The organism is Actinomadura geliboluensis (genome assembly GCF_005889745.1).
Classification (GTDB): Bacteria; Actinomycetota; Actinomycetes; order Streptosporangiales; family Streptosporangiaceae; genus Spirillospora; species Spirillospora geliboluensis.
Map to the genome: position 1 here is coordinate 1 of NZ_VCKZ01000145.1, position 19553 is coordinate 19553.

22 protein-coding genes are annotated in these 19553 nt (G+C 69.5%); 8 read left to right on the forward strand and 14 right to left on the reverse strand.

Annotated elements, in window-relative coordinates:
* Positions 1-935: 935 nt before the first annotated feature.
* The 7 genes from ETD96_RS20225 to ETD96_RS20255 form a co-directional block, all read right to left on the reverse strand.
* On the reverse strand, positions 936-1850 hold the full coding sequence (locus ETD96_RS20225; protein ID WP_138638032.1) for a LysR family transcriptional regulator: 915 nt from the start codon (positions 1848-1850) through the stop codon (positions 936-938).
* Between the two features lie 89 nt (positions 1851-1939).
* Positions 1940-2854, reverse strand: a complete 915-nt coding sequence (locus ETD96_RS20230) for a LysR family transcriptional regulator (RefSeq protein WP_138638033.1) — start codon at positions 2852-2854, stop codon at positions 1940-1942.
* Between the two features lie 88 nt (positions 2855-2942).
* Positions 2943-4229: a S8 family peptidase gene (locus ETD96_RS20235; protein ID WP_138638034.1), complete on the reverse strand. Its 1287-nt coding sequence runs from the start codon at positions 4227-4229 to the stop codon at positions 2943-2945.
* A gap of 83 nt (positions 4230-4312) precedes the next feature.
* The gene (locus ETD96_RS20240) at positions 4313-4804 is read right to left on the reverse strand and encodes a thioredoxin family protein (protein ID WP_138638035.1); all 492 of its coding nucleotides are present in this window, start codon (positions 4802-4804) and stop codon (positions 4313-4315) included.
* 47 nt (positions 4805-4851) lie between these two features.
* Positions 4852-5211 carry a rhodanese-like domain-containing protein gene (locus tag ETD96_RS20245; RefSeq protein ID WP_138638036.1) on the reverse strand — a complete coding sequence of 120 codons (360 nt, stop codon included), beginning with the start codon at positions 5209-5211 and terminating at the stop codon, positions 4852-4854.
* Position 5212: 1 nt separating this feature from the next.
* Complete coding sequence (locus ETD96_RS20250; RefSeq protein ID WP_138638037.1) at positions 5213-6574, reverse strand: purine-cytosine permease family protein; 1362 nt, start codon at positions 6572-6574, stop codon at positions 5213-5215.
* 8 nt (positions 6575-6582) lie between these two features.
* Positions 6583-7299, reverse strand: a complete 717-nt coding sequence (locus tag ETD96_RS20255) for a tRNA-dependent cyclodipeptide synthase (RefSeq protein ID WP_138638038.1) — start codon at positions 7297-7299, stop codon at positions 6583-6585.
* Between the two features lie 163 nt (positions 7300-7462).
* Here ETD96_RS20255 and trxB point away from each other — a divergent pair, with 163 nt between their 5' ends.
* On the forward strand, positions 7463-8404 hold the full coding sequence (gene trxB, locus ETD96_RS20260; protein WP_171069130.1) for a thioredoxin-disulfide reductase: 942 nt from the start codon (positions 7463-7465) through the stop codon (positions 8402-8404).
* Positions 8405-8704: 300 nt separating this feature from the next.
* Here trxB and rpsR read toward each other — a convergent pair whose 3' ends face one another.
* The 5 genes from rpsR to rpmG all read right to left on the reverse strand — a co-directional run bounded on the left by rpsR (position 8705) and on the right by rpmG (position 10022).
* Positions 8705-9016, reverse strand: a complete 312-nt coding sequence (gene rpsR / locus ETD96_RS20265) for a 30S ribosomal protein S18 (RefSeq protein WP_138638040.1) — start codon at positions 9014-9016, stop codon at positions 8705-8707.
* Between the two features lie 124 nt (positions 9017-9140).
* A complete protein-coding gene (gene rpmF / locus ETD96_RS20270) occupies positions 9141-9305 on the reverse strand; it encodes a 50S ribosomal protein L32 (RefSeq protein WP_138638041.1) in 165 nt (54 codons plus the stop codon).
* 11 nt (positions 9306-9316) lie between these two features.
* Positions 9317-9622: a 30S ribosomal protein S14 gene (gene rpsN, locus ETD96_RS20275; RefSeq protein ID WP_138638042.1), complete on the reverse strand. Its 306-nt coding sequence runs from the start codon at positions 9620-9622 to the stop codon at positions 9317-9319.
* Positions 9622-9858: a 50S ribosomal protein L28 gene (gene rpmB / locus ETD96_RS20280; RefSeq protein WP_138638043.1), complete on the reverse strand. Its 237-nt coding sequence runs from the start codon at positions 9856-9858 to the stop codon at positions 9622-9624. Before rpmB ends, rpsN begins: the two co-directional genes overlap by 1 nt.
* Positions 9858-10022, reverse strand: coding sequence for a 50S ribosomal protein L33 (gene rpmG, locus ETD96_RS20285; RefSeq protein ID WP_138638044.1), 165 nt, complete (start codon positions 10020-10022; stop codon positions 9858-9860). Before rpmG ends, rpmB begins: the two co-directional genes overlap by 1 nt.
* 63 nt (positions 10023-10085) lie before the next feature.
* Here rpmG and ETD96_RS20290 point away from each other — a divergent pair, with 63 nt between their 5' ends.
* From ETD96_RS20290 to ETD96_RS20310, 5 genes are all read left to right on the forward strand, one after another.
* On the forward strand, positions 10086-11252 hold the full coding sequence (locus ETD96_RS20290; RefSeq protein ID WP_138638045.1) for a CobW family GTP-binding protein: 1167 nt from the start codon (positions 10086-10088) through the stop codon (positions 11250-11252).
* A 27-nt stretch (positions 11253-11279) separates the two neighbouring features.
* Complete coding sequence (locus tag ETD96_RS20295; RefSeq protein ID WP_205719366.1) at positions 11280-14786, forward strand: CHAT domain-containing protein; 3507 nt, start codon at positions 11280-11282, stop codon at positions 14784-14786.
* A gap of 20 nt (positions 14787-14806) precedes the next feature.
* A complete protein-coding gene (locus ETD96_RS20300) occupies positions 14807-15358 on the forward strand; it encodes a hypothetical protein (RefSeq protein ID WP_138638047.1) in 552 nt (183 codons plus the stop codon).
* A 43-nt stretch (positions 15359-15401) separates the two neighbouring features.
* Positions 15402-15674, forward strand: a complete 273-nt coding sequence (locus tag ETD96_RS48160) for a NucA/NucB deoxyribonuclease domain-containing protein (RefSeq protein WP_420884771.1) — start codon at positions 15402-15404, stop codon at positions 15672-15674.
* A 99-nt stretch (positions 15675-15773) separates the two neighbouring features.
* Entirely contained in the window at positions 15774-16715 is a 942-nt protein-coding gene (locus ETD96_RS20310) for a hypothetical protein (RefSeq protein ID WP_138638048.1), read from the forward strand.
* Positions 16716-17328: 613 nt separating this feature from the next.
* On the opposite strand, the gene ETD96_RS20315 is transcribed toward ETD96_RS20310, so the two are convergent.
* Positions 17329-17697, reverse strand: a complete 369-nt coding sequence (locus ETD96_RS20315) for a hypothetical protein (protein ID WP_138638049.1) — start codon at positions 17695-17697, stop codon at positions 17329-17331.
* An 8-nt stretch (positions 17698-17705) separates the two neighbouring features.
* Positions 17706-18407 (reverse strand): NsdA family TPR-like regulatory protein, encoded by a 702-nt coding sequence (locus ETD96_RS20320; RefSeq protein WP_205719367.1) that lies wholly within the window; start codon positions 18405-18407, stop codon positions 17706-17708.
* 349 nt (positions 18408-18756) lie between these two features.
* Here ETD96_RS20320 and ETD96_RS20325 point away from each other — a divergent pair, with 349 nt between their 5' ends.
* Both ETD96_RS20325 and ETD96_RS20330 read left to right on the forward strand, forming a co-directional pair.
* Positions 18757-18942, forward strand: coding sequence for a hypothetical protein (locus ETD96_RS20325; protein ID WP_138638050.1), 186 nt, complete (start codon positions 18757-18759; stop codon positions 18940-18942).
* 415 nt (positions 18943-19357) lie between these two features.
* The coding region (locus ETD96_RS20330; RefSeq protein ID WP_478209488.1) for a transposase at positions 19358-19553 on the forward strand (196 nt) is incomplete at its 3' end.

Consider the following 19553-nt stretch of genomic DNA (forward strand, 5'->3'; position numbering starts at 1 on the left):
CACCCTCCCGACCCGGGCGTAGGCCTACGCCGGCCGCACCGGCGAGAAGAAGGGCTTGGACGTGTCGGTGACAGGACGAAGGCGGCTCGGCACGCTGGGCGCAACTCACCCGCTGCTCGGCCAGTCCAGAGACAGCCCGGCCTGCCCTCCCCGCGACTGGCTCACCGTCTTTGTCCCTACCGCCTACAGGTCCTGGACCACTTGTGACGCGCGTTTCCTAAGGCATGGGAGCCGGAACCCGGGGGACGGAGATCACCGGTGTCCAGGGACTCGCCGCGCTCGCTTCGCGCGCCTGTTCGCAGTCACCCCCGCCTGCGCCGAGCCGAAGGAACTGGCGCGGTACGACCCGCTCTCCTCCGCGGGGAGTTCGTCTCCACCAACGAGGACTTGGTCGCTCTGACCAGCAACGGCAACGACTCGACTTCCAGCGCGTCCCCCGCTAAGGCGCCGCGCCGGCGGTGACTCCGCCACACCATGGCGCCCTGGTTCTCGGCCGTGACAAGCAGGAACGTGTGTGCGTCGTTTGAGCGACGGTCGGAGCTCTGCGAGGACGGTGATGTCGGTTGAGAATCGGCGACCGGTGTCGTGGCGGTGATGCCCAGCTAGCGGTGGCGGCGGGGCGGGTTCCTGCTGGCAAGAGCGGCCCTGAGGCTCTCGGCGCCGACGTCGTGCGTGTCGTGTCCAGGACGTTGCACGAGGCGTCAGCCCAGGACTGGCATGTCGCCTCGCAAGGCGTGCGGCAGGCGAGCATGCACGGCATGACACCTGGGCGGCCGTCAGCGCACAGCTGATCGCGCAGTCCAGCAGCCTGCCGCGGTTGGCGTTCACTCGCACACTTGCCTTGCGACAGCGGTGACCGCCCATGGTCTCTAGACCGCGGCGGCGGTAGAGCATCACGGGCGGGCGCTCGGAGACGCGGCCGGCGCGGCGAGCGGTCAGTCGTGGTCGGCGCCCGCACAGGCCGCGTGCATCCTGCGGACCGAGTCGAGCAGCTGGTCGCCGAGGCCGCAGAGGGGGCCGTCGTCCGTCCAGGCCAGCATCATCACCGCGCCCAGCGGCGTACCCCGCAGCGCCACATGACGCCGTCGCGGCTCGGTGATGTTCGGCCAGTAGGTGAGCGTGACGGCGCCGAGTGCCTCGCCGAGCGTGATGGCGGCGGACACGCTGTTGGCGTAGCTGATCCGCGGCCGGACTCCGGCCAGGCCGCAGGCCGTCTGGAAGTGGCCGGTGAGCGGCTGGCACTCCGGATAGGACAGGACGAAGTGGTCGGTGCCGAGGTCGGACAGCCGGACTTCGGCGCGTCCGGCCAGGGGGTGCGTGTCGGGCAGGCATACGTGCGGCGACTGGGCGGCGATGACGGCGTGCCGGACGTGCTCCGGCGGCTCGGGGTCCAGTTCGGGGAAGTGCCGGAACATCGCGACGTCGATCTCGTTGTTGGCGAGCAGTTCGGTGAGGCGCCGCCCGGACTCGTCCACCAGGAGCGACAGCGCGGCGATCCCGAGGTCCTCCACGCAGCGGACGAAGGCGGTCAGCGCGGGCGCGGGCGCGGCGCCGATCCGGGCGGGCGCCCGGCCGCCCGCGGCGGCCAGGCAGCTGCGGACGTCGCTGAACATGCGGCGCAGCGCGGGCAGGACGGTCTCGGCGTGGCCGAGCACGATCGTCCCGGCCGGGGTGAGGGTGATGCCCGCCTGCCCGCGGTTGACCAGCGGCGTTCCGGCGGCGCGTTCCACCCGTTGCAGGGCGCGGCTCAGTGCGCCCTGGCTCATTCCGAGCTCCTCGGCCGCGCGGTTGATGCTGCCCGCCTCGGCGACCGTCTGCAGAATGCGCAACTGCTGCAGTTCGATGTCCATCTCGCGGATCTTCCCTGCTCTTCCCTGCCCTTTCCGCTGTCCTCTCGCGACGCTTCCCCGGCGCTTTCCCAGTGTTTCGCCGCGGCCGGTCAGAGAAGGGCGCAGGCGTCGACTCGCGCGCGGTGGGCCTCGCGTACCATCCGCGCGAAGACCGGGACGTGCTTCGTCCAGGCGCAGCCGTCCCGGTACACCAGGCTGTGCCGCGAGCCCCAGGGCAGCCCGGTGACCGGCCGCCGGGCGAGGCCGGGGGCGGCCGGCCGCCACCCCTGGGTGAGTAGGACGCTGCCGTCGTGCCGCACCACCTCCTCATGCGGGCCGTGCAGGGGCAGGTGGTGCCCGATCACCGGCGCGAACCCGAACGGGTGGCACCAGCGGTGCAGGGCGGCGATGCAGCCGTCCGGCCCGGCGATCGCGATCCACCGCTCGTCGCGCAGCTCGGCCATGCCCACGGCGGGACGCCGGGCGAGCGGATGGTCGGCGCGCAGCAGCAGCCGCGGCCGCTCGTCGAGGACGTGCTCGGCGGCGAGCCCGTCCGGCCGCGCGGCCTGCGCGTTCGTCGCCTCGTTCAGCAGCGCGACGTCGATCTCTCCGTTGACCAGCCAGTCGGTCACCACCCGCGCCGAATCGTTGATCAGCACCTCGACGCGGGTGTCGGGGAAGCGCCGGCTCAGCACGGCCAACAGCAGGTCGGCGACGCAGCTGGACGTCCAGCCGAGCCGGATGACGCCGGTCTGCCGCTCGCGGTGCCGGGCCAGGTCGTCCTGGATGGCGGCGCACTCGTCCAGGATCTCCGCCGCGTGGTGCAGCACGACCCGGCCGAGAGGCGTCGGGCGGACACCGTCGTGGTGGCGGTCGAACAGCGCGCCGCCGAACAGGTCCTCCAGCCGCCGCAGCTGCCGGCTGAGCGCGGGCTGCGACAGCCGCAGCCGCGCCGCCGCCCGGTTGAGGCTGCCGGCGGCGGCGACCGTGCGGAGCGTTCTGAGGTGGTGCAATTCCAGCTGCATTCCATGCTCCCAAGCGGATCGGGGCGGGGAGCCCGCTTGGCATTCAGCATTGTGGCACACGAATTATTTGATATTTCACGTACCCGATTCAATCGGCGCTCTGCAGGAGCAGATTCGGGGAACCGGCGCCGGGGTTCTGCACCTTTCCGGCGGCGGCCGCGTCCTTGAGTGCCTTGTCCAGTTCGACGGGCGTCGTCTCGGGGTGCCGGGCGAGGTACATCGCCGCGACGCCGGCGGCGTGCGCCGCGGCGAGGGAGGTCCCGCCGGCGCGGGTGTAGGTGAGGTCCGTCCGCGCACTGGCCGTCACGATGCCGTCCCCCGGCGCGAAGAGGTGGACGCACGAGCCGTGGTCGGCGCCGGCCGCGCGGTGGTCGTCGCGGCCGGTGGCCGACACCGAGATCGCCGTGGTCTGCCGGCCGGGGGTGGCGTCGCAGGCGTCCCCGCCGTCGTTGCCGGCGGCGGCCGTGTACGCGAGCCCGTTCTCGGTCATCTGGTACAGGGCCAGGTCGATGACGGACTCCGATGGGCCGGAGAAGCCGAGGTTGAGCAGCGCGGGGCGCCGCGCGTGTGCGCTCACCCAGTCGATCGCCGTCATGACCTGCTCGCCCGTCGCGGTGCCGTCGCAGCCGAGCGCGCGAACCGACTCCAGTTGGACGCCCTTGGCGACGCCGACGAATCGGCCGCCGATCGTCGAGGCGACCTGCGTGCCGTGGCCGTTGCAGTCCTGGCCGCTGGCGCCCGCCGAGCCGTCCGGGGTGAGCGCGTCGAAGGCGGCGCGGGCCCGGCCGCCGAACTCGCGGTGGTTGGTCCGGATGCCGGTGTCCAGGACGTAGACGCGCACGCCTGCGCCGTCGCCCGGGAAGCGGTAGGTGCGGTCGAGCGGGAGGTCGGGCTGGTCGATGCGGTCCAGGCCCCACGACGGCGGGTAGTACTGCGTACCTGCCGCGCGGATGCCGGCTGTCCGCATGCCGGCCGCGCGGATGCCAGCCATGCGGATGTCGGGCGTGCGGATGTCGGTCCGACGCGCGCCGGCGGCGCGGAACGTCTGGTCGGGGGTGACCGAGGTGACGCGAGTGTCGCCGAAGTAGGCCATGACCTGGTCCATCGTCAGTTCGGCGGAGAACCCCTGGAGGGCCGAGTAGTAGGTGCGGCGGAGCGTCCCGCCGTACTCGCCGACCATGGCCTTCGCGGTCGCCGCCACCTCGGCGGGGTCGGCGGGCACGTCGCGCAGCCCGATGATGTAGACCTTGCTCTCCTGCTGCGGGGCGGGGGCACCCGCCGGGGCGTCGGCGAGCGCGGGAGTGCCGGTGGCCGCGAGCGGGAGGGCGGCCGACGCCGCCAGGAGCACGGCGGTGAGCCAGGGCTTGGTCTTCATGTTCCGTCCTTTGTCTACGGGGTGGGGCCGTGCCGGGCACGACGGCATCGCGTGCCCGGCACGGTGATCGGAGGGGAGGCGGCTCAGTACCGTCTGATCACGTTGTTCAGCCAGTAGCGCAGCATCTGCGGCGAGGACGGGTCGAAGCCGACGAACCGGCTGCCGTACTCGCTGCCCCGGCGGACGCTGACCAGGGCGGGGATGCCGTTGACGCGGTACTGGCGGACGATGCTCTGGTTCTGGTCGTAGTCCACCCGCGCCCAGATCCAGGAGCCGCCGTCCTGGTCGTGGTACTGCTGCAGGTAGGGCTTCTGGACCTGGCACCAGTGGCACCACTCGGCGGTGAAGTCCAGCACCACGGGCTTGGTGTTGGACATCTCCATGACCTGGGCGTAGTTGGCGGGCGTGACGTCCACGATGGTCGGGTCGGCGGCCGGTGCGGCCGGTGCGGCCTGCGCCGGCTGCGCCGCCTGCTGCGGGACGGCGGCCGAGGCGGGAGCGGCGGCCGCGGTTCCGGCGGTCAGCGCGGCGGCCAGGGACAGGGTCCCGGCCAGGGTGGTGAGCGTGCGTTTCACAGTGGATCCTTCCTTCGGTGGGGGAGCTTCCGGATGGCTTCAGGGGGTCAGTCGCCGCCTGCGGCGGACTCGGTGGGCAGCCCGGCGGCGACCCAGTCCTCGATCCCCTCGCGGTACTTGCGCACGTTGGGGTAGCCGAGGCGGACGAGCCGCGCGCCGACCAGCTCGCTGTTGCGGCACGGGACGTTGGCGCAGTAGACGACGATCTCGGCGGCCTTGTCGGGCAGGACGCGGGGCGCGTGCTCGTCGGTGAACTCGGCGGCCCGCTCGTAGGGGAACCCGGGGATGTTGCGGGCGCCGGGCAGGTGCTCTTTGGCGTAGTAGGCGGCGGGCATCGTGTCGACCACGACGACCTCTCCGGCTTCGATCCCGGCGGCGAGCTCGGCACGGGTGATCAGGGGCAGCACGTCAGTGTCCTTTCGGGGTGGCGGAGGGGACCGGGGACGGTCGCCGCGCGGTATCCCGCACCAGCGCCGTGCGGCGCGGGCCGGGCAGCCGGCCGAGCGCCGCGTGCACCAGGAACGCGACGGTGACCGAGGTGACGGTGGCGATGCCGAGGCCGGTGACGGCGGCGGCGGTGCCCGCGGCCCAGCTGACCAGGGCGCGCGGCATCCAGTCCGCCGGCTCGGGCGGCGCCGCGCCGGCGTCGCGGCCGGATCTAAGCGGGGCGCGGCAGGTCCGGACGACGAAGTACTCGGCGATGATGATCCCGGCGACCGGTGGTGCGAGGACGCCGATCGTGGTCAGGAATCCGGTGAACCGGTGCACGATCCCCGCGGCCGACAACAGGGTGCCGGCGGCGCCGAGCACGACGGTGACCGGGACGCGACCGACCCGGCGCCCGGTCAGCACGTGGATCGCGTTGACCAGGCCGAGCGAGGACGAGTACAGGTTCCAGTCGTTGATCTTCAAGATGGCGGTGGCCAGCACCAGCGTGCCGAGCAGCCCGGACGAGGAGGTCACGATGCCGACCACGTCGTCGGTGCGGGCGGCGTGTGCGAGCAGGACGCCGATCATCCCGATCAGGTACTCGCCGAGCGTCACCGAGATGAGCGTCTGCTTCACCACGTCGGCGGGCCGCCGGTTGAACCGGGTCATGTCCGGCGTCATGATCGCGCCGAGGATGAACGCGCCGGACACCAGCGTGACGCCCGCGCCGAGCGACAGGTGCGGGCCCGGCGGGCTGGAGGTGACCAGCGCGCCGAGCGAGTGGTCGCGCAGCGCGTCCGCGATCGACACCAGGGCGAGCACCAGGAACGCCGGCACGGCCAGGTAGCCGACCCAGGCCATCGTCTGGAAGCCGTAGGTGGTGACCGCGGTGATCGCCGCCCCGCCCAGCACGGCCCACACCCACTCGTGCGACCAGCCGGTCAGGTCGTGCATGCCCTGCGCGAACACCCCGTTCTGGACGCCGAACCAGCCGGCGAGGCTGACCGCCACGAGCATCCCGACCAGCGCCGAGCCGCGCCGTCCGAACCCGGCCCAGCGTGCGAGCACCGATGTGGACAGTCCCTCTCGGACGCCGGCGACGCCGAGCAGGATCGTGATGGCCTCCAGCATCACCGAGCCGATCGTGATGGCCAGCACGGCGTCCCAGAAGGTCATTCCGTAGCCGAGGACGGCACCGACCATGAACTGCTGGAATGAGGAGACCTGCCCGAAGCGCTGCACCGCCACGGAAATCCACGACCTTCTCGCTTCGGCGGGGACGCGGACCAGCGAATAGTCATCGTGTCCGGCTGCTGTTCCTGGTGCATTGTTCGTTTCCATGGCCTGACCTATCTCGCGGTTCCGAGCGAGGTGAAAGACCGTTCCGCGGTGGCCTGCTCATCGGCCGGGCGGACGATCAGAAAACCCTGCCCGGGGCGCGGCGCCCACTCCAGTTCGCGGTTGAAGAACCGCTCAAGGAAACGCACCCGCTGGTGATAGGCGAACATCGAGTGGGAGGCGCCCACGATGTATCCCGAGCCGGCGAACATCGGCAGTTCCGCGAGGAAGTACCGGACGCCCGAACGCAACTGCTCTGGGGTGGCGTCCCCGTCCGGCAGCTTGTGCTCAAGCACCCAGCGGGTCGCGTCCAGGCACGCCTCACGGAACTGCGCGCTGTCCTCGAAAAGCCCCGCGGCCTGGTCGAACAGCTCCTGGTACCGGGCGTCGGCGTTCAGCCGGACCATGCTCAGCACCCGGTCCGCGGCGTCCGGCACGCCGGCCGACGACAGCGCCGTCCGGATCTTGTTGTGCGTGTACTTGGACTGCCGGTGCGCCTTCTGCCGGGCCCTTCCGGCCGGGTAGCCGAGCGCCTCGAAGGTGTAGGCGGTGATCTCGTCCGGAACGAAGAAATGGAAACCGGCGAAAGCGGTGGACGCCCAGCGCGCCAGGCTCGTCAGCCGCGCGGTGCTGAAGTAGCTGTTGAACGGGCTGACCCCGATGCACACATGCTCTGGCCGGCGTAGTGCCCGTGCGCATTCGGCGGACAGCGGTTCCGTCTCGTACATCGTCCCGTCACTCCTTCGACTCCGATAATTCGGTTCGATTGGGAGTGTGGGGGGCGGGCCGCGGAGCCGCTAATGCCAGCGGGTTATGCCGCGGGCGCATAACCCCAGGAGAACGCCAATTCACACCTTAGTCTGACCATCTCGCCGACAGAAGGGGCACATCGTGGAGAACGGCGTCTGGAATCTGATCGTCCTCGGCTCGGGACCGGCCGGGCTGACCGCCGCCGTGTACGCGGCACGCGCGCAACTGCGCCCGCTGGTGATCGAGGGCGTGCAGGCCGGCGGCGCGCTGATGACGACGACCGAGGTGGAGAACTTCCCCGGCTTCCCGGACGGCGTCCAGGGCCCGGAGCTGATGGAGGGGATGCGCAAGCAGGCCGAGCGGTTCGGCGCGGCCTTCGTCACTGGCGACGCCGTCCGTGTCGACCTCGCCGGAAACCTCAAGCGGGTGTGGACGACCGACGGCGAGCACCGGGCCCGCGCGGTGATCCTCGCGACCGGATCGGCGTGGCGTCCGCTCGGCGTCCCCGGCGAGCGCGAACTGCTCGGCAAGGGCGTCTCCTCATGCGCAACCTGCGACGGCTTCTTCTTCCAGGACCAGCACATCGCGGTCGTGGGCGGCGGCGACTCGGCCATGGAGGAGGCGACGTTCCTCACCCGCTACGCCGCCTCCGTCACGATCGTCCACCGGCGCGCCACGTTCCGCGCCAGCAAGATCATGGCCGACCGGGCGCTGACCGACCCGAAGATCGACGTCCGGTGGAACACCGTGGTCACCGCCGTGCACGGCACCGACACCGTCACCGGGCTGTCCGTCCGCGACACCGGAACAGGACGAACCGGGCACCTCGACGTCACGGGGCTGTTCGTCGCGATCGGACACGACCCGCGCAGCGCCCTGTTCGCCGGCCAAGTCGACCTGGACGAGCACGGCCACGTCGTCACCGAGGCGCCGAGCAGCCGCACGAGCGTTCCCGGCGTGTTCGCCTGCGGCGACCTGGTCGACCCCAACTACCGGCAGGCCGTCACCGCCGCCGGGACCGGATGCGCCGCCGCCCTCGACGCCGAGCGTCACCTGGCGCAAGGCCCCGCCATCATGGCCTGATGCCCCCGTTCGGCGCCGCGGCCGCCGCGGCCGCCGTGGTCATCGCCGGTCGTCGCCGGGCGGTGTCCGGCGACCCGGTAGACCGGTCTCGCCGCGGTGTTCCAGGCGTGTACCGACCCCGCGCGATGAGCGCCGCCAGGGGCCGGTACACGGTGGTCACGCCGCTCTCGTTTGGCGCGCAGAGCGGCGTGGAGTGCGTGCGCGCTGGGCCTCTCCAGGTGCGGGCAGGTGGCTCGATCACCAAGGTTTGCCGCGGTGTCGCCGACGCGCCAAACGGCTGCGGTCCTCGGCCCCTGCCGGTCACGACGGCGACCTGTTATCAGGAGGGCAGCCGTGCCGCCGGACGGCTCGCCGGGTCGTGTTGCGTGCAGCCTCGCTCGCGGGGCGGGAACCATAGGGGAGCAGTGCCATCTCGCGGGCGTTCTTGATGGCTCGGGCGAGTTGCCTGTGCTGCTTGGCGGTAACGCCCGTGACGCGGCGGCTGCGGATCTTGCCGCGGTCGGAGATGAATCGGCGCAGCAGATCGACGTCCTTGTAGTCGATATAGGTCACGCCGTGCAGCGGGTTCGGCTTGGGCCGCTTGTCAGGGCGGCGAGATGGAGATGCGGTCATCGGGGCCTCCGTGGCGGGTTGGCAGTTCGCGCGTTGGCAGTTCGCGCGGTGCTGGCGACAGTGCCGGCAAGTGACGGCCGGGCCCGGGCAGGCCCTGGCCTGTCTTCCCGGTGGGCGGTGGCGGTCAGGGGCGGATCAGACCACGGTGGTAGGCGCGGACCAGGTTGCGCGGCACGATGATCTGTCGGCCCTCGACGGTCGCGGGTACCAGGTCCGGGCGCTTCGCCTTCCATTGCGAGCGGCGCCTGCGGGTGTTGCTGCGGGAGGTCTTGCGTTTGGGAGCGGCCATCAGAGTGGTCCTTACCAACTCGACTTGGTGATGCCGGGGAGTTCGCCTCGGTGGGCCAGATCTCGGAAGCGGATCCGGGAGAGTCCGAACTTGCGCAGATGTCCGCGGGGGCGCCCGTCGACGGCGTCGCGGTTGCGGACGCGTGTGGCGCTGGCGTCGCGGGGCTGGCGCCGCAGTTCGCGGGCGGCGGCCTCCCGGACCTGCTCGGCAGTGTGCGGGCTGCGGACGATGCGCTTGAGTTCGGCGCGCCGCGCCGCGTGGCGGGCGACGGTCGCCCTGCGGCGCTCGTTCGCCGCGATCTTGCTCTTCTTGGCCATCAGACCTTCTCTCCCCGGGCGCGGACGCGGGCGACGGCGGCCTCGATGCCCATCTTGTCGACGGTCTTGATCGCGCGGGCGGACAGCCGCAGCCGCACGTACCGGCGCTCACTGGGCAGCCAGTACCGCTTGCTCTGGATGTTGGGGTTGAACCGCCGTGGGGTGCGGCGGTGCGAATGAGACACCTTCTTGCCGAAGCCGGGCCGCGCTCCGGTCAGCTGGCAATGCGCGGCCATCAGCGCTCCTCCCGGTGCAGCACGTGCCTGCGCACGATCGGGTCGTACTTGCGCAGGGTCAGCCGGTCAGGGGTGTTCCTGCGGTTCTTGCGGGTCACGTAGGTGTGGCCGGTCCCGGCGGTCGAGCGCAGCTTGACCACCGGCCGGAGCTCGTTGCGAGCCATCGAATCTCCTCTCGACCCGTGTAATGATAGCGATAATCATTTTCATTCGCGAGGGAGGGACTCATGCCGGTACCCGTCGTGCTGGTCGCGGGACTGCACGGGACGGCCCGGGCCGCCGCCGTCGACCGGCTGCTGCGCGAGCATCCCGGTGCCGTGGCCGTCCACCACGACCTCCGCGAGATCGCCGGGGGCCTGGTGGTCCGCACCGTCCGCCGGGCCGGGGCGGTGCTGGAGCGCGCGGTGGTCCGGCTGGAGCACGGATGCGTGACCTGCACCGTCCGCCAGGACCTGATCCCGCAACTGCTCAGACATGCCGGGACGGCCCCGCTGCTGGTAGTGGATCTGTGGGACTGCGTCGAGCCCCGGCCCGTCGCCGAGGCGATCGGCCATCCCGAGTGGAGCGGCGACCTGCGGCTCACCGGTGTCGTGACCGCCGTGGACCCGGAGCTGACACCCGCCGACATCTGCCGCGGGGAACGGCTGGCCGACCTCGGCAAGGCGGGCGCGGCCGGCGACGAGCGCTACCTGGCCGAGGTGCTCGCCCACCAGATCGAGTACGCCACCGCGCTGATCGTCCCCGAGATCCTGCCCGCTCCGCTGCCCCCCGCGGCCCCGGACGACCTCGACCTGTGCCGGGAGGTGCTCGGGCACCTGGCACCGGCCACACCGGTCGTCCTCCCGGGCGATTCGCTGCCGCCGGTGACCGGCCCGGCCCTGCGCATCGACGAGCTGGCCGCGCGCGTCGACCCGGCCACCGCCCGGCTGCCCTGCCGGCTGCACACCCCGGCGGTGGACACCGTGGTCTGGCGGCGCACCACGCCCTTGCACCCAGCCCGGTTCTTCGAGGCCATGGACGACCTCGCCGGCAGGTCAGTGCGCAGCCGGGGCCGGTTCTGGGTGGCCGGGCGTCCCGACCGGATGCTGGCCTGGGACGCGGTGGCCGGCGTCGTGACCGTCGAAGACGCCGGCCCGTGGCTGGCGGCGCTGCCCGACGCCGCGTGGCAGCGCACCGCTCCGGCCCGCAGGGTCGCCGCCGCCCTGGACTGGACGCCCGAGCACGGCGACCGCGTCCAGCACCTGGTCTTCAGGACGAACCCGAACTCTCGCGCGAAGAGGCGGCACTGCTGGAGGAAGCCCGCGGAACGCGGTTACACCCTGAAGCGCAAGGTCGCGGAGCCGGACGAGGCGCCTGGCGGACCGGCCGGCACCCTGCAAGGCGACGAGGATTGACCCGTGGGTAGCGGGCCGGTAGACGGCTTGGCCGAGCGGTTCTGGGAGGCGTTGAAGGTCGCCCGGCACAGCGCGGACCCTGCGTCGATCGAGAAGGCGATCAATCTCGGCCGTGCCCTGCTGGGCGAGGAGCCGGCCGAGGAGGACGTGGCCCAAAGTCAAGCGGTGCTGTCCAATCTCGGGGGCTTGCTGCAGACCCGCTACCACCAGACCCGCGACTTGCAGTTCCTGCGGGAAGCCGTCCAGAAAGTCATGGAGGCCTACCTCCTTGCGTCCGAAAGCCCGGAGAAATCGGCCAGCTACGCCAGCAACCTCGGCATGCTGCTGCACACCGCGTACCTGCAGAATCGGGACCCCGGGACCCTGGCCGAGGCGCTGGATTGGAGCCGGACGGCCGTCGACGAGGAACCGTCCACGAAGAAGGCGGTCTACCTGGATAACCTCGTCGTCGCGCTGCGGACGGCATTCACCGTGGCGGAGGATCTCGACTTCCTGGCGGAAGCCGTCGAGCACGCGCGGGCCGCCGTCGAGTGCTCCTCCGACGATGTGATCACCGCGAGGTGTCTGCACCATCTCGCCGTTGTTCTGCACGACTGGTCCCGTGACACCGAGGAGACCGATGTCATGGAGGAAGCCGTTGACGCCGCGCGGCGAGCGGTGGAACTCACGCCAGCCGGGTCGCTCGACGTGCTCGACCGGTTGCAGAGTCTCGCTTACCTGCTCGACGACCGCTACCAGGCTCGCAGGGCACGGGATGATCTGGCCGAACTGCTCCGGGTCCGGCAGACACTGGTGGCCCACACCCCGGTCACCGATCCGCGGCACTCGCAGAACCTCGTCGAGCTGACCACCACGGAACGAGACTGGGCCGCGCTCACCGGCGAGCGCTCGGAATCGGCCGACGACCGGGAACGCGCCGACACCGACGCCGAAGCGTGCGGCCGGTACGCCGCCAAGTTCAGGCAGACCCGGAACCCGGCCCTGATCGAGCGGGCGATCGAGCTCGGGCGCTCGGTGGCGGAGGCGACCCCCGTCGGGCACCCACGCCGCAGCGTCCGGCTGGACCACTTCGCCGCGGCGCTGGCCGCCCGCGGTGAAGAGTTGGGGGACCGCGCCGCACTGGCGGAGTCCGTCACCATTGAACGGGAGGCGGTCGCGTGCACGTCGGCGGGCCATCCGCTGCAGACCCAGTTCATGGGTAACCTCGCCGTCAACCTGAACGCGTTGTTCCACGCGACCGGAGACCTGGCCCACGTCATGGAAGCGATCGACGTCGCTCGCCGTGCCGCCGAGGCCACCGCAGGGCAGGGCGGCCACTCGCGTTCACTCGGCATCCTCGCCGTCGTTCTGCACGACCGGTTCCTGGTGACCGGCGAGCTGGAGGTGCTGTCGGATGCGGTCGACCGGGCGCGGGAGTCCGTCCGCTTCGGCGCGAGCCTGGTCGCCGGCCAAGCCCAGCGGCTTTCCAACCTTGGCGTCATGCTGTCCGACTGGTTCATCAGGACCGGCGAGGCGAGCGTGATCGACGAGGCGATCGCCGCGCACCGCGCAGCCGCGGATGTGACAGCGGACGACGACCCGGACCGGGCGGCGCGGCTGGCCAACCTCGGCGGTGTGCTGGGCCTGGCGTACGAATGGTTCGGTGATCGGAACGCGTTGCGGGAGGCGATCGCCGCGCGTCGCGCCTCTGTGGCCGCGACTCCGGAGGACAGTCCGGACTGGCCCGGATACGCCGCGAACCTGGCCGCGGCGCTCGGCGACTGGTGCACGAACCCCGTCGCACCCGCCACCGTGCGACGGGAGCCGCCGGATCCGCACGTCCTCGACGAGGCGGTCGGGCTGGCCCGCAGTGCGGCGCGGAGGACCGAACAGGACGCCTATTCCCGGGCAGGTCTCCTGACCCGGGTCGCCAATGTCCTAGTGCTCGGCTTCCGGCACCTCGGTGACGCAGACGCGCTGACCGAGGCGCTCAACTGCTACCGGGAGGCCGCGTCTTCCGCCGGATCGCCGGCGGGGAGCCGCGCTGAAGGGGCGGGACGGTGGGGGGATTTGGCCGCCGAAGCCGGGCAGTTCGACGTAGCCGCCGAGGGGTACGCCGCCGCGGTCGGGTTGCTGCCTCGACTTGCCGGACGCCGCCTGCGCCGCGGGGACGCCCAGTACTGGCTCGGCCGGTTCGCCGGGGTCGCCGCCGACGCGGCCGCATGCGCGCTGATCGGCGGCGACGAGGTGAGCGCGGTGACCCTGCTCGAATCCGGGCGCTGCGTGCTCGCCGCCCAGGCCCTCGATAGCCGCAGCGATCTTGCCGACCTGCACGAGCGGGCACCCGAGCTGGCCGAGCGCTTCCGGACGCTCACCGCGGAGTTCGAAACCGACACCACGAGGGACCGTGTGGCCCTCGCCGACGAACTCGACGCGGTGACCGATCGAATCCGCGCGCTGCCCGGGATGGAGCGCTTCCTGCGGCCTCCACTGCTGACCGATCTCACCGCACAGGCGCACGAGGGCCCGATCGTGTACGTCAACGTCAGCCGGCACGGGTGTGACGCGCTGATCGTCACTCCGGACGGGGTCCGGTCACGCGCACTGGACGGTCTGAGTGAAGAGACCGTGAGTCACCGCGTGCGCGCTCTGCACACCGCGTTCACGGAGGGGCGGCTGGAGGCCGAGCAAACGATCCACGACACACTCGAGTGGCTGTGGGACACCGTCGCGGGCCCTGTGCTCGGCGAACTGGGGCTGACGGCGGAACCGGCGGCGAACGGTCCGTGGCCGAGGATCTGGTGGGCCCCGGTCGGGTTGCTCAGCCTGCTTCCCCTGCACGCGGCGGGCCACCACCGCGCCGGTGGACCTGCGCTCATCGACCGTGTCGTCTCCTCCATTACGCCGACGATCCGCGCTCTAGGCCACGCCCGCGCGGCTCGCCGCTATGACCGGAACGAGCCGCGGCCGCTGGTGGTCGCGATGCCGCACACTCCGGACGCCCCGGACCTGCCCGGCGCACAGGCCGAAGCCGACCACCTGGCCGCTCTCATACCCGGTGCTACTGTCCTGGTCGGCGCGGACGCGACTCGTGACGCCGTTCTCGACGCCTTGCCGGCCAGTGCCTGGGCGCATTTCGCCTGCCACGCGTACAGCAACCCGGACAACCCTTCGGACAGCCACCTCGCACTGCACGACCACGACCACGCGCCGTTTCGGGTGCTGGACATTTCCCGGCTGCGACTGCAAAACGCGGAGTTCGCGCTTCTGTCCGCCTGTGACACGGCCCGCACTACCGCGCGCCTGTCCGACGAGGCGATCCACCCGTTGGCGGCTTTTCAGATAGCCGGGTTCTCCCAGGTGGTCGGCACGCTCTGGCGCGTCAACGATGCCGTGGCACCAGCCTTCAGCCAACAGATCTACCGCGAATTGATCGCGGATCGATCCGGACCGTTGTGCGCGTCAGCGGCGGTCCATCACGCGGTCAGACAGCTCAGGACGAGGTTTCCGAACTTGCCGTCGGTGTGGGCCGCATACGTCCACGCGGGCGCTTGATACGCGCACCCCGCCATAAGGTGATCGGCGAGGAATACATGATGGTCAAGGCGTTCCGCTGGGCCTCGGGATGGAACGAGCGGATCTTCGACAACACCATCAAGCTCAACATGTACAGCTCCTGGGGCGTCATGGACACCGGCGCGATGAGCGTCCAAGCCACCGTGCGGTGCACCGGCGACGACAAGTGCGAGCAGATCGCTGAAAGCCCGCCGCCGAACCAGGCACAGGTACTGAAGAACAAGCCGCTGAAGGGCTGGTGGCGATTCAAGTCGGCGACGGTCAACAAGAAGGAGCACTACCTGGCACCGAAGCTGAAGTTCTTCTTCGGCGGAGAGTTGACGTACCAGCCGGAGACCCTGCTGCCCTACTCCAGCTATATCCGGTGCGACACCAAGAACCTGCAGCAGCCGACCGCAGACCAGGGCTGCGTCATGAAGGACTTCCAGCCCATCTACAAGGTCTACCTCGACGACACCGACCCCTCACCGGTACATAGAGGTCGCCCTGCACATCCAGGACGCCCAGAACCAGACCTCACACCACTGGGGCCGGCTCCAGTCACTGGGTAACGAACCCGACGGCGAACCGCTGTCGCGGCTCATCAACAAGGACCTGCAGAACCGAAACCGCACCGAGGCCTGCGGTAACCGGAACCCCGGGGCCGGAGAGTCCTGCGACGAGTACCCCTTCGCGTCCACCCGTCAGGGTGCCGCACTGGAAGGGAAGAACGACTACAGCTGGAGAAACATCAACGAGAACCACAACTCCAAGGAGGGCAGTCTCCGCAGAGCCTGGTACAACGCATACCGGGTGATGGACTGGGACAACTTCTGGGTCCGGGTCTGCAGCTCCCATAACGACATCAACTGCATCAACGACGAGTGACCGGTCCAGAGCCCGGCCTTCTGCCTACCCTGGCAAAGGCCGGGCTCTGGCCCAGCCCGCCAAGGACACCGCTCACACCTCCAACGGAGACGCCAACCAGTGGCCAAGACAACCGTGACCGTCCGAGTCGAGCACCACGTGCTCCCGCTCGTCATCTCCTACGAGCCCCCGAACCTGGACGTGAGATTCGACTGGGTCCGCAATGGCCTGGTCGATGTCACCGGCCAGTTGATCGGCATCTGGACCGGAGCACACACCGGGGACGTCCACGTCACCCTCGATGTGCGGGCGCACTCGCCGGAACAGTTCCCGCCGACTGAGGAGTGGGACGAAGTAGTGGAAGCTTCCTTCGCCTCGTCCACTGGCTCCCTGGCGTTCAACTGGGACCCGGAGTACCCCGACCTGGACCTGGGAAACCCCGGCTCGTACCGAGTCCGTGTCCACGCTCGCGGTCGTGAACGGGCTGGTCGCCATTCCGGGGTCACCCCGGTGGAAGACGCGGAGCAAGTGCTGCTTGTCCTGTGGCCGGAGGCCGAGCGGCCCGAGGAGGTCATCAAGACCACTGATGCGGTCGGTGAGCGGTTGCGGACACCGCCTCGGGACCTGTCGGCACACGGAAACCACTACGCAGACGGCATCAAGTGGGTGTGCGTCCGCGAAGGGCTCTACCGTCTCGGCGACGATGAATCCGGTCCTTCAACCGCCACTGTCAGCCCTGGCATTGTAAACGGGCAGATCGCATTCAGGATCGAGGTGACTCTCGGCGCGCACGGACGCCAAGCCCCACCGGAGCAGAATTTCGATGACTGGGACGACATCATCGAGTTCAGCCTGGACGTGAAGTACGCGGTCGTCCATGAATGGGACGGCACCCGGCGTACTGACCTGGGCAATCTCTGCCAGCACGGCCCCGGTGAATACCGTTTCCGGCTCCACACAAGAAAAAGAAACGACCTGCTTGAGCACCTCTTGCAGTCTTGGCCCGCCCCCCTACAGAGTAGCAACATGTTGAAGACAACAGGTGGCCTGGAAATCATCTGACCACGGCGTCCTGCAGATACCCAAGGCACAGTCCAGCCGGGCACGTCTGCTCCTCGCCTGCTCGGCGGCTTCGAAACGGAGCGGCACCACGCAGCACAGCCGACACAGAGATCAGGCTGGACGTGGAATCAGCGGCACGCTCCGCTTGACCCGCCGCTCTGCGGTGTACTCCCTGGCGCACTGCTTGCAGTAGCGCTGTCTCTTGAACTTCCAGTGCTCCCTGGCGTTGGGGTCCCTTGAATACTCCTCCGGCTGCTTCCACTCCTGGCACCGCGAGCACCGAAGGTCCCCGAGCAGGCTGTTGTCTCGTTCACCTTGGTAGGTCATCGCCCCCCTCACTAGAATGGGTGTCTTTCCATCAAAAGCGCAGGTCAGGGCGTGTTACCGTGTGTGCTGTGACCACGTTCCGCATGTGAGACGCGCGAGGAGCCACCCCGGCGGACCGGCCTCCGCCACTGAGAGCCACGTCACAATACGTCCCCGTCGGGGGTGCTCTGGCCAGGTTTGGAGGTGGGCTAGGCGCCCACTGGCGCAGGTCCACAGCGACCAGGGCAGCGGACGGCCCCGGCCTGCCCAGGCCGGGACCGTCGCCGGGTCAGTGCTTGTCGGATACCTACAAGACGTCCCGTTCGATCGCCTCGAAGATGTCGGCGTCTGTCTCCCGCTGCCACGGCGGCAGGTCTGCCCAGTCTGCGACGTAGGACGGTTTCGGGTCGGGTATGTGCTTGTAGATCTGAGGTATCCAGCACAGTGCAACGAAGCGGCCCTTTTGCTCTCTCGTGAGCTTGGACGCTGCGCCGTCAGATAGCCGGATGAAATCGGCGACCTGTTGGAAGACTGCGCTTGCGGCCTGCCGTTCCCAGTCGGGCGTTTCTTCCCAAGGTGCTACATATCCTGGCTTCGGTTCTCCGGGGAAGTGTTTCCGAACACCCTTTATCCATGCTTCCCGGAACACGCGTCCCCGGTCGTCTTGCTCTCCCACTGCACTCCCTAAAGTTGGGTTATGCGGTCATTGAGTTGCGCCGCTCGACTGTCGGCCAAGAAGGGCTCTAGTTCGCTACTGAGCGCTTGAAGCTTGCGGCCAACATATCCAGAAGACCTGGTTTGCTCCGCCAGCTCGGCGGCCTGAGCCCCGTAGCTAAGCGTCTGGTCGAGGTCTCGTCCCCGTATGCCGAGCATCGCGAGGTCAGCCAAGATGCTGCCTTGTCTGCGGAGTGACGTAGCTTCTTCCAGAGCTTCTATCAACGCCGATGAGGCCAAGCCGGTACGGCCAAGGGCGGCGTAACACGTCCCGCGTTCTTCTGCGAGTCGTGATCCGTCGAAGCGGAGCCAACCCCCAGGCATCACCGGGCCGGAAAGCGTTTGAACCTCTTCAGACGCTTCTAGGGCTCTCTGGCATGCGTCGAAGTTGCCGAGGCCGGCGTGTGCCTCAGCCTCTACGGCAGATACCCAATGGCGGGTTGAAAGCTGGCTGTCACCGCGCCGCGCGACACGGGACGCACCCTCCAGTAGAGGCAATGCAACGTCGTAATTCTGTTCATACATGCCGAGGTAGGCGTGTCGGGTTAGCGCACATGCCCACTGGTCGAAGCTGCCGCCTTCTTTGCTGGCGTCCGCAGCTAACTTGTAGCAGTGTGCGGCCTCTGTGTACCTGTCGGCATCGAAGAGAATTTCTCCGGCGAGTTGAAGCAAGTCACCCACCAGGACGCATAGGCGCTTGTGGTCGCTTTCTGAATGCCCGCGCCGCAGAGTTCCGATAAGCATATCAAGTTGCTGCCGTACCACCGGGTACACAGTTCGCTTGGATGGGGAGAGCGAGAAGACATGCCATAGGTGCGTGTTCAGCAGCTCGAATTGTTCGATCTGTTCGGCGTCGTCGGCCCGGAGCGCTGTGGCACATAGGGGCTTGAGCCATCCATCGCAGTCCTGCCCGTGCCGCCGTGACCGGCGGCCCCGCCCCCCCGGGCGATGCTCATGGAGGTTCGGTGGCAGCGGTGCCCTGCGGGGCGTCGGGCACGGCGGAGTCGGCACGATCGTCACGGTGGCGGACGACATCCACGCCAACGCTCACGTGATGGTGGCCCTGGACCAGACCAGTGTAAATCTGGCGGTCACCAGCGTGCCGATGACACGCGCCGGATACCGCAAGCTGCTGAAGTGGACGCGTGACCTGGGCGAGGTGGCAGGTTCGGACTGGAAGGCGCCGGCCCCTACGGCTCCGGGCTGACCCGCTCTTGTGCCAGAACCAGGACGGGGCGGCGGAGATGATCCGGACCCTGCGGGGCGCGCGTCGTTCGGCGATGAAGGCACTCGCCCAGGCCGCCGACCAGGTCCGCGCGGTGGTCGGCACCGCACCGGACGAACTGCGCGAGCGGCTGCGCGGCCTGCCCTAGCCGGGCCGGTTGCCACCGCCAGGCAGTTCCGCCCCGGCAAGGTCCACATCTGGCTTGCCGCCAGCAAACTCACTCTCAAGGCCCTTGCCACCCGCTACCTGCACAAGGAGATCGCCGACCTGGACGCCCAGATCGACCAGCTCGCCCGCCAGATAAAAGACTGGCCCGGCAACTACTGGAGAGCACCGGGAGTTCAAGGACGCCGACAAGCTCATCACCAGCCGGTTCCAAGAACACCTTCAAGCGGCCATCGTCGAGAGTCTGCCCGGCATGGGCCCGATCCTGGGTTCCCAGTTCCCGACGGCCGCCGAAACGTTCGCTAGTTCCGGCTGGCTGGCCTCCTACGCCGACCTGGCGCCCGTCCCGCGCGACTCCGAACGTGTGACCGGCAACCACCACCGGTCCAAGCGTTTCCACCGGCCGTTGCGCAACGTCTTCTACACTC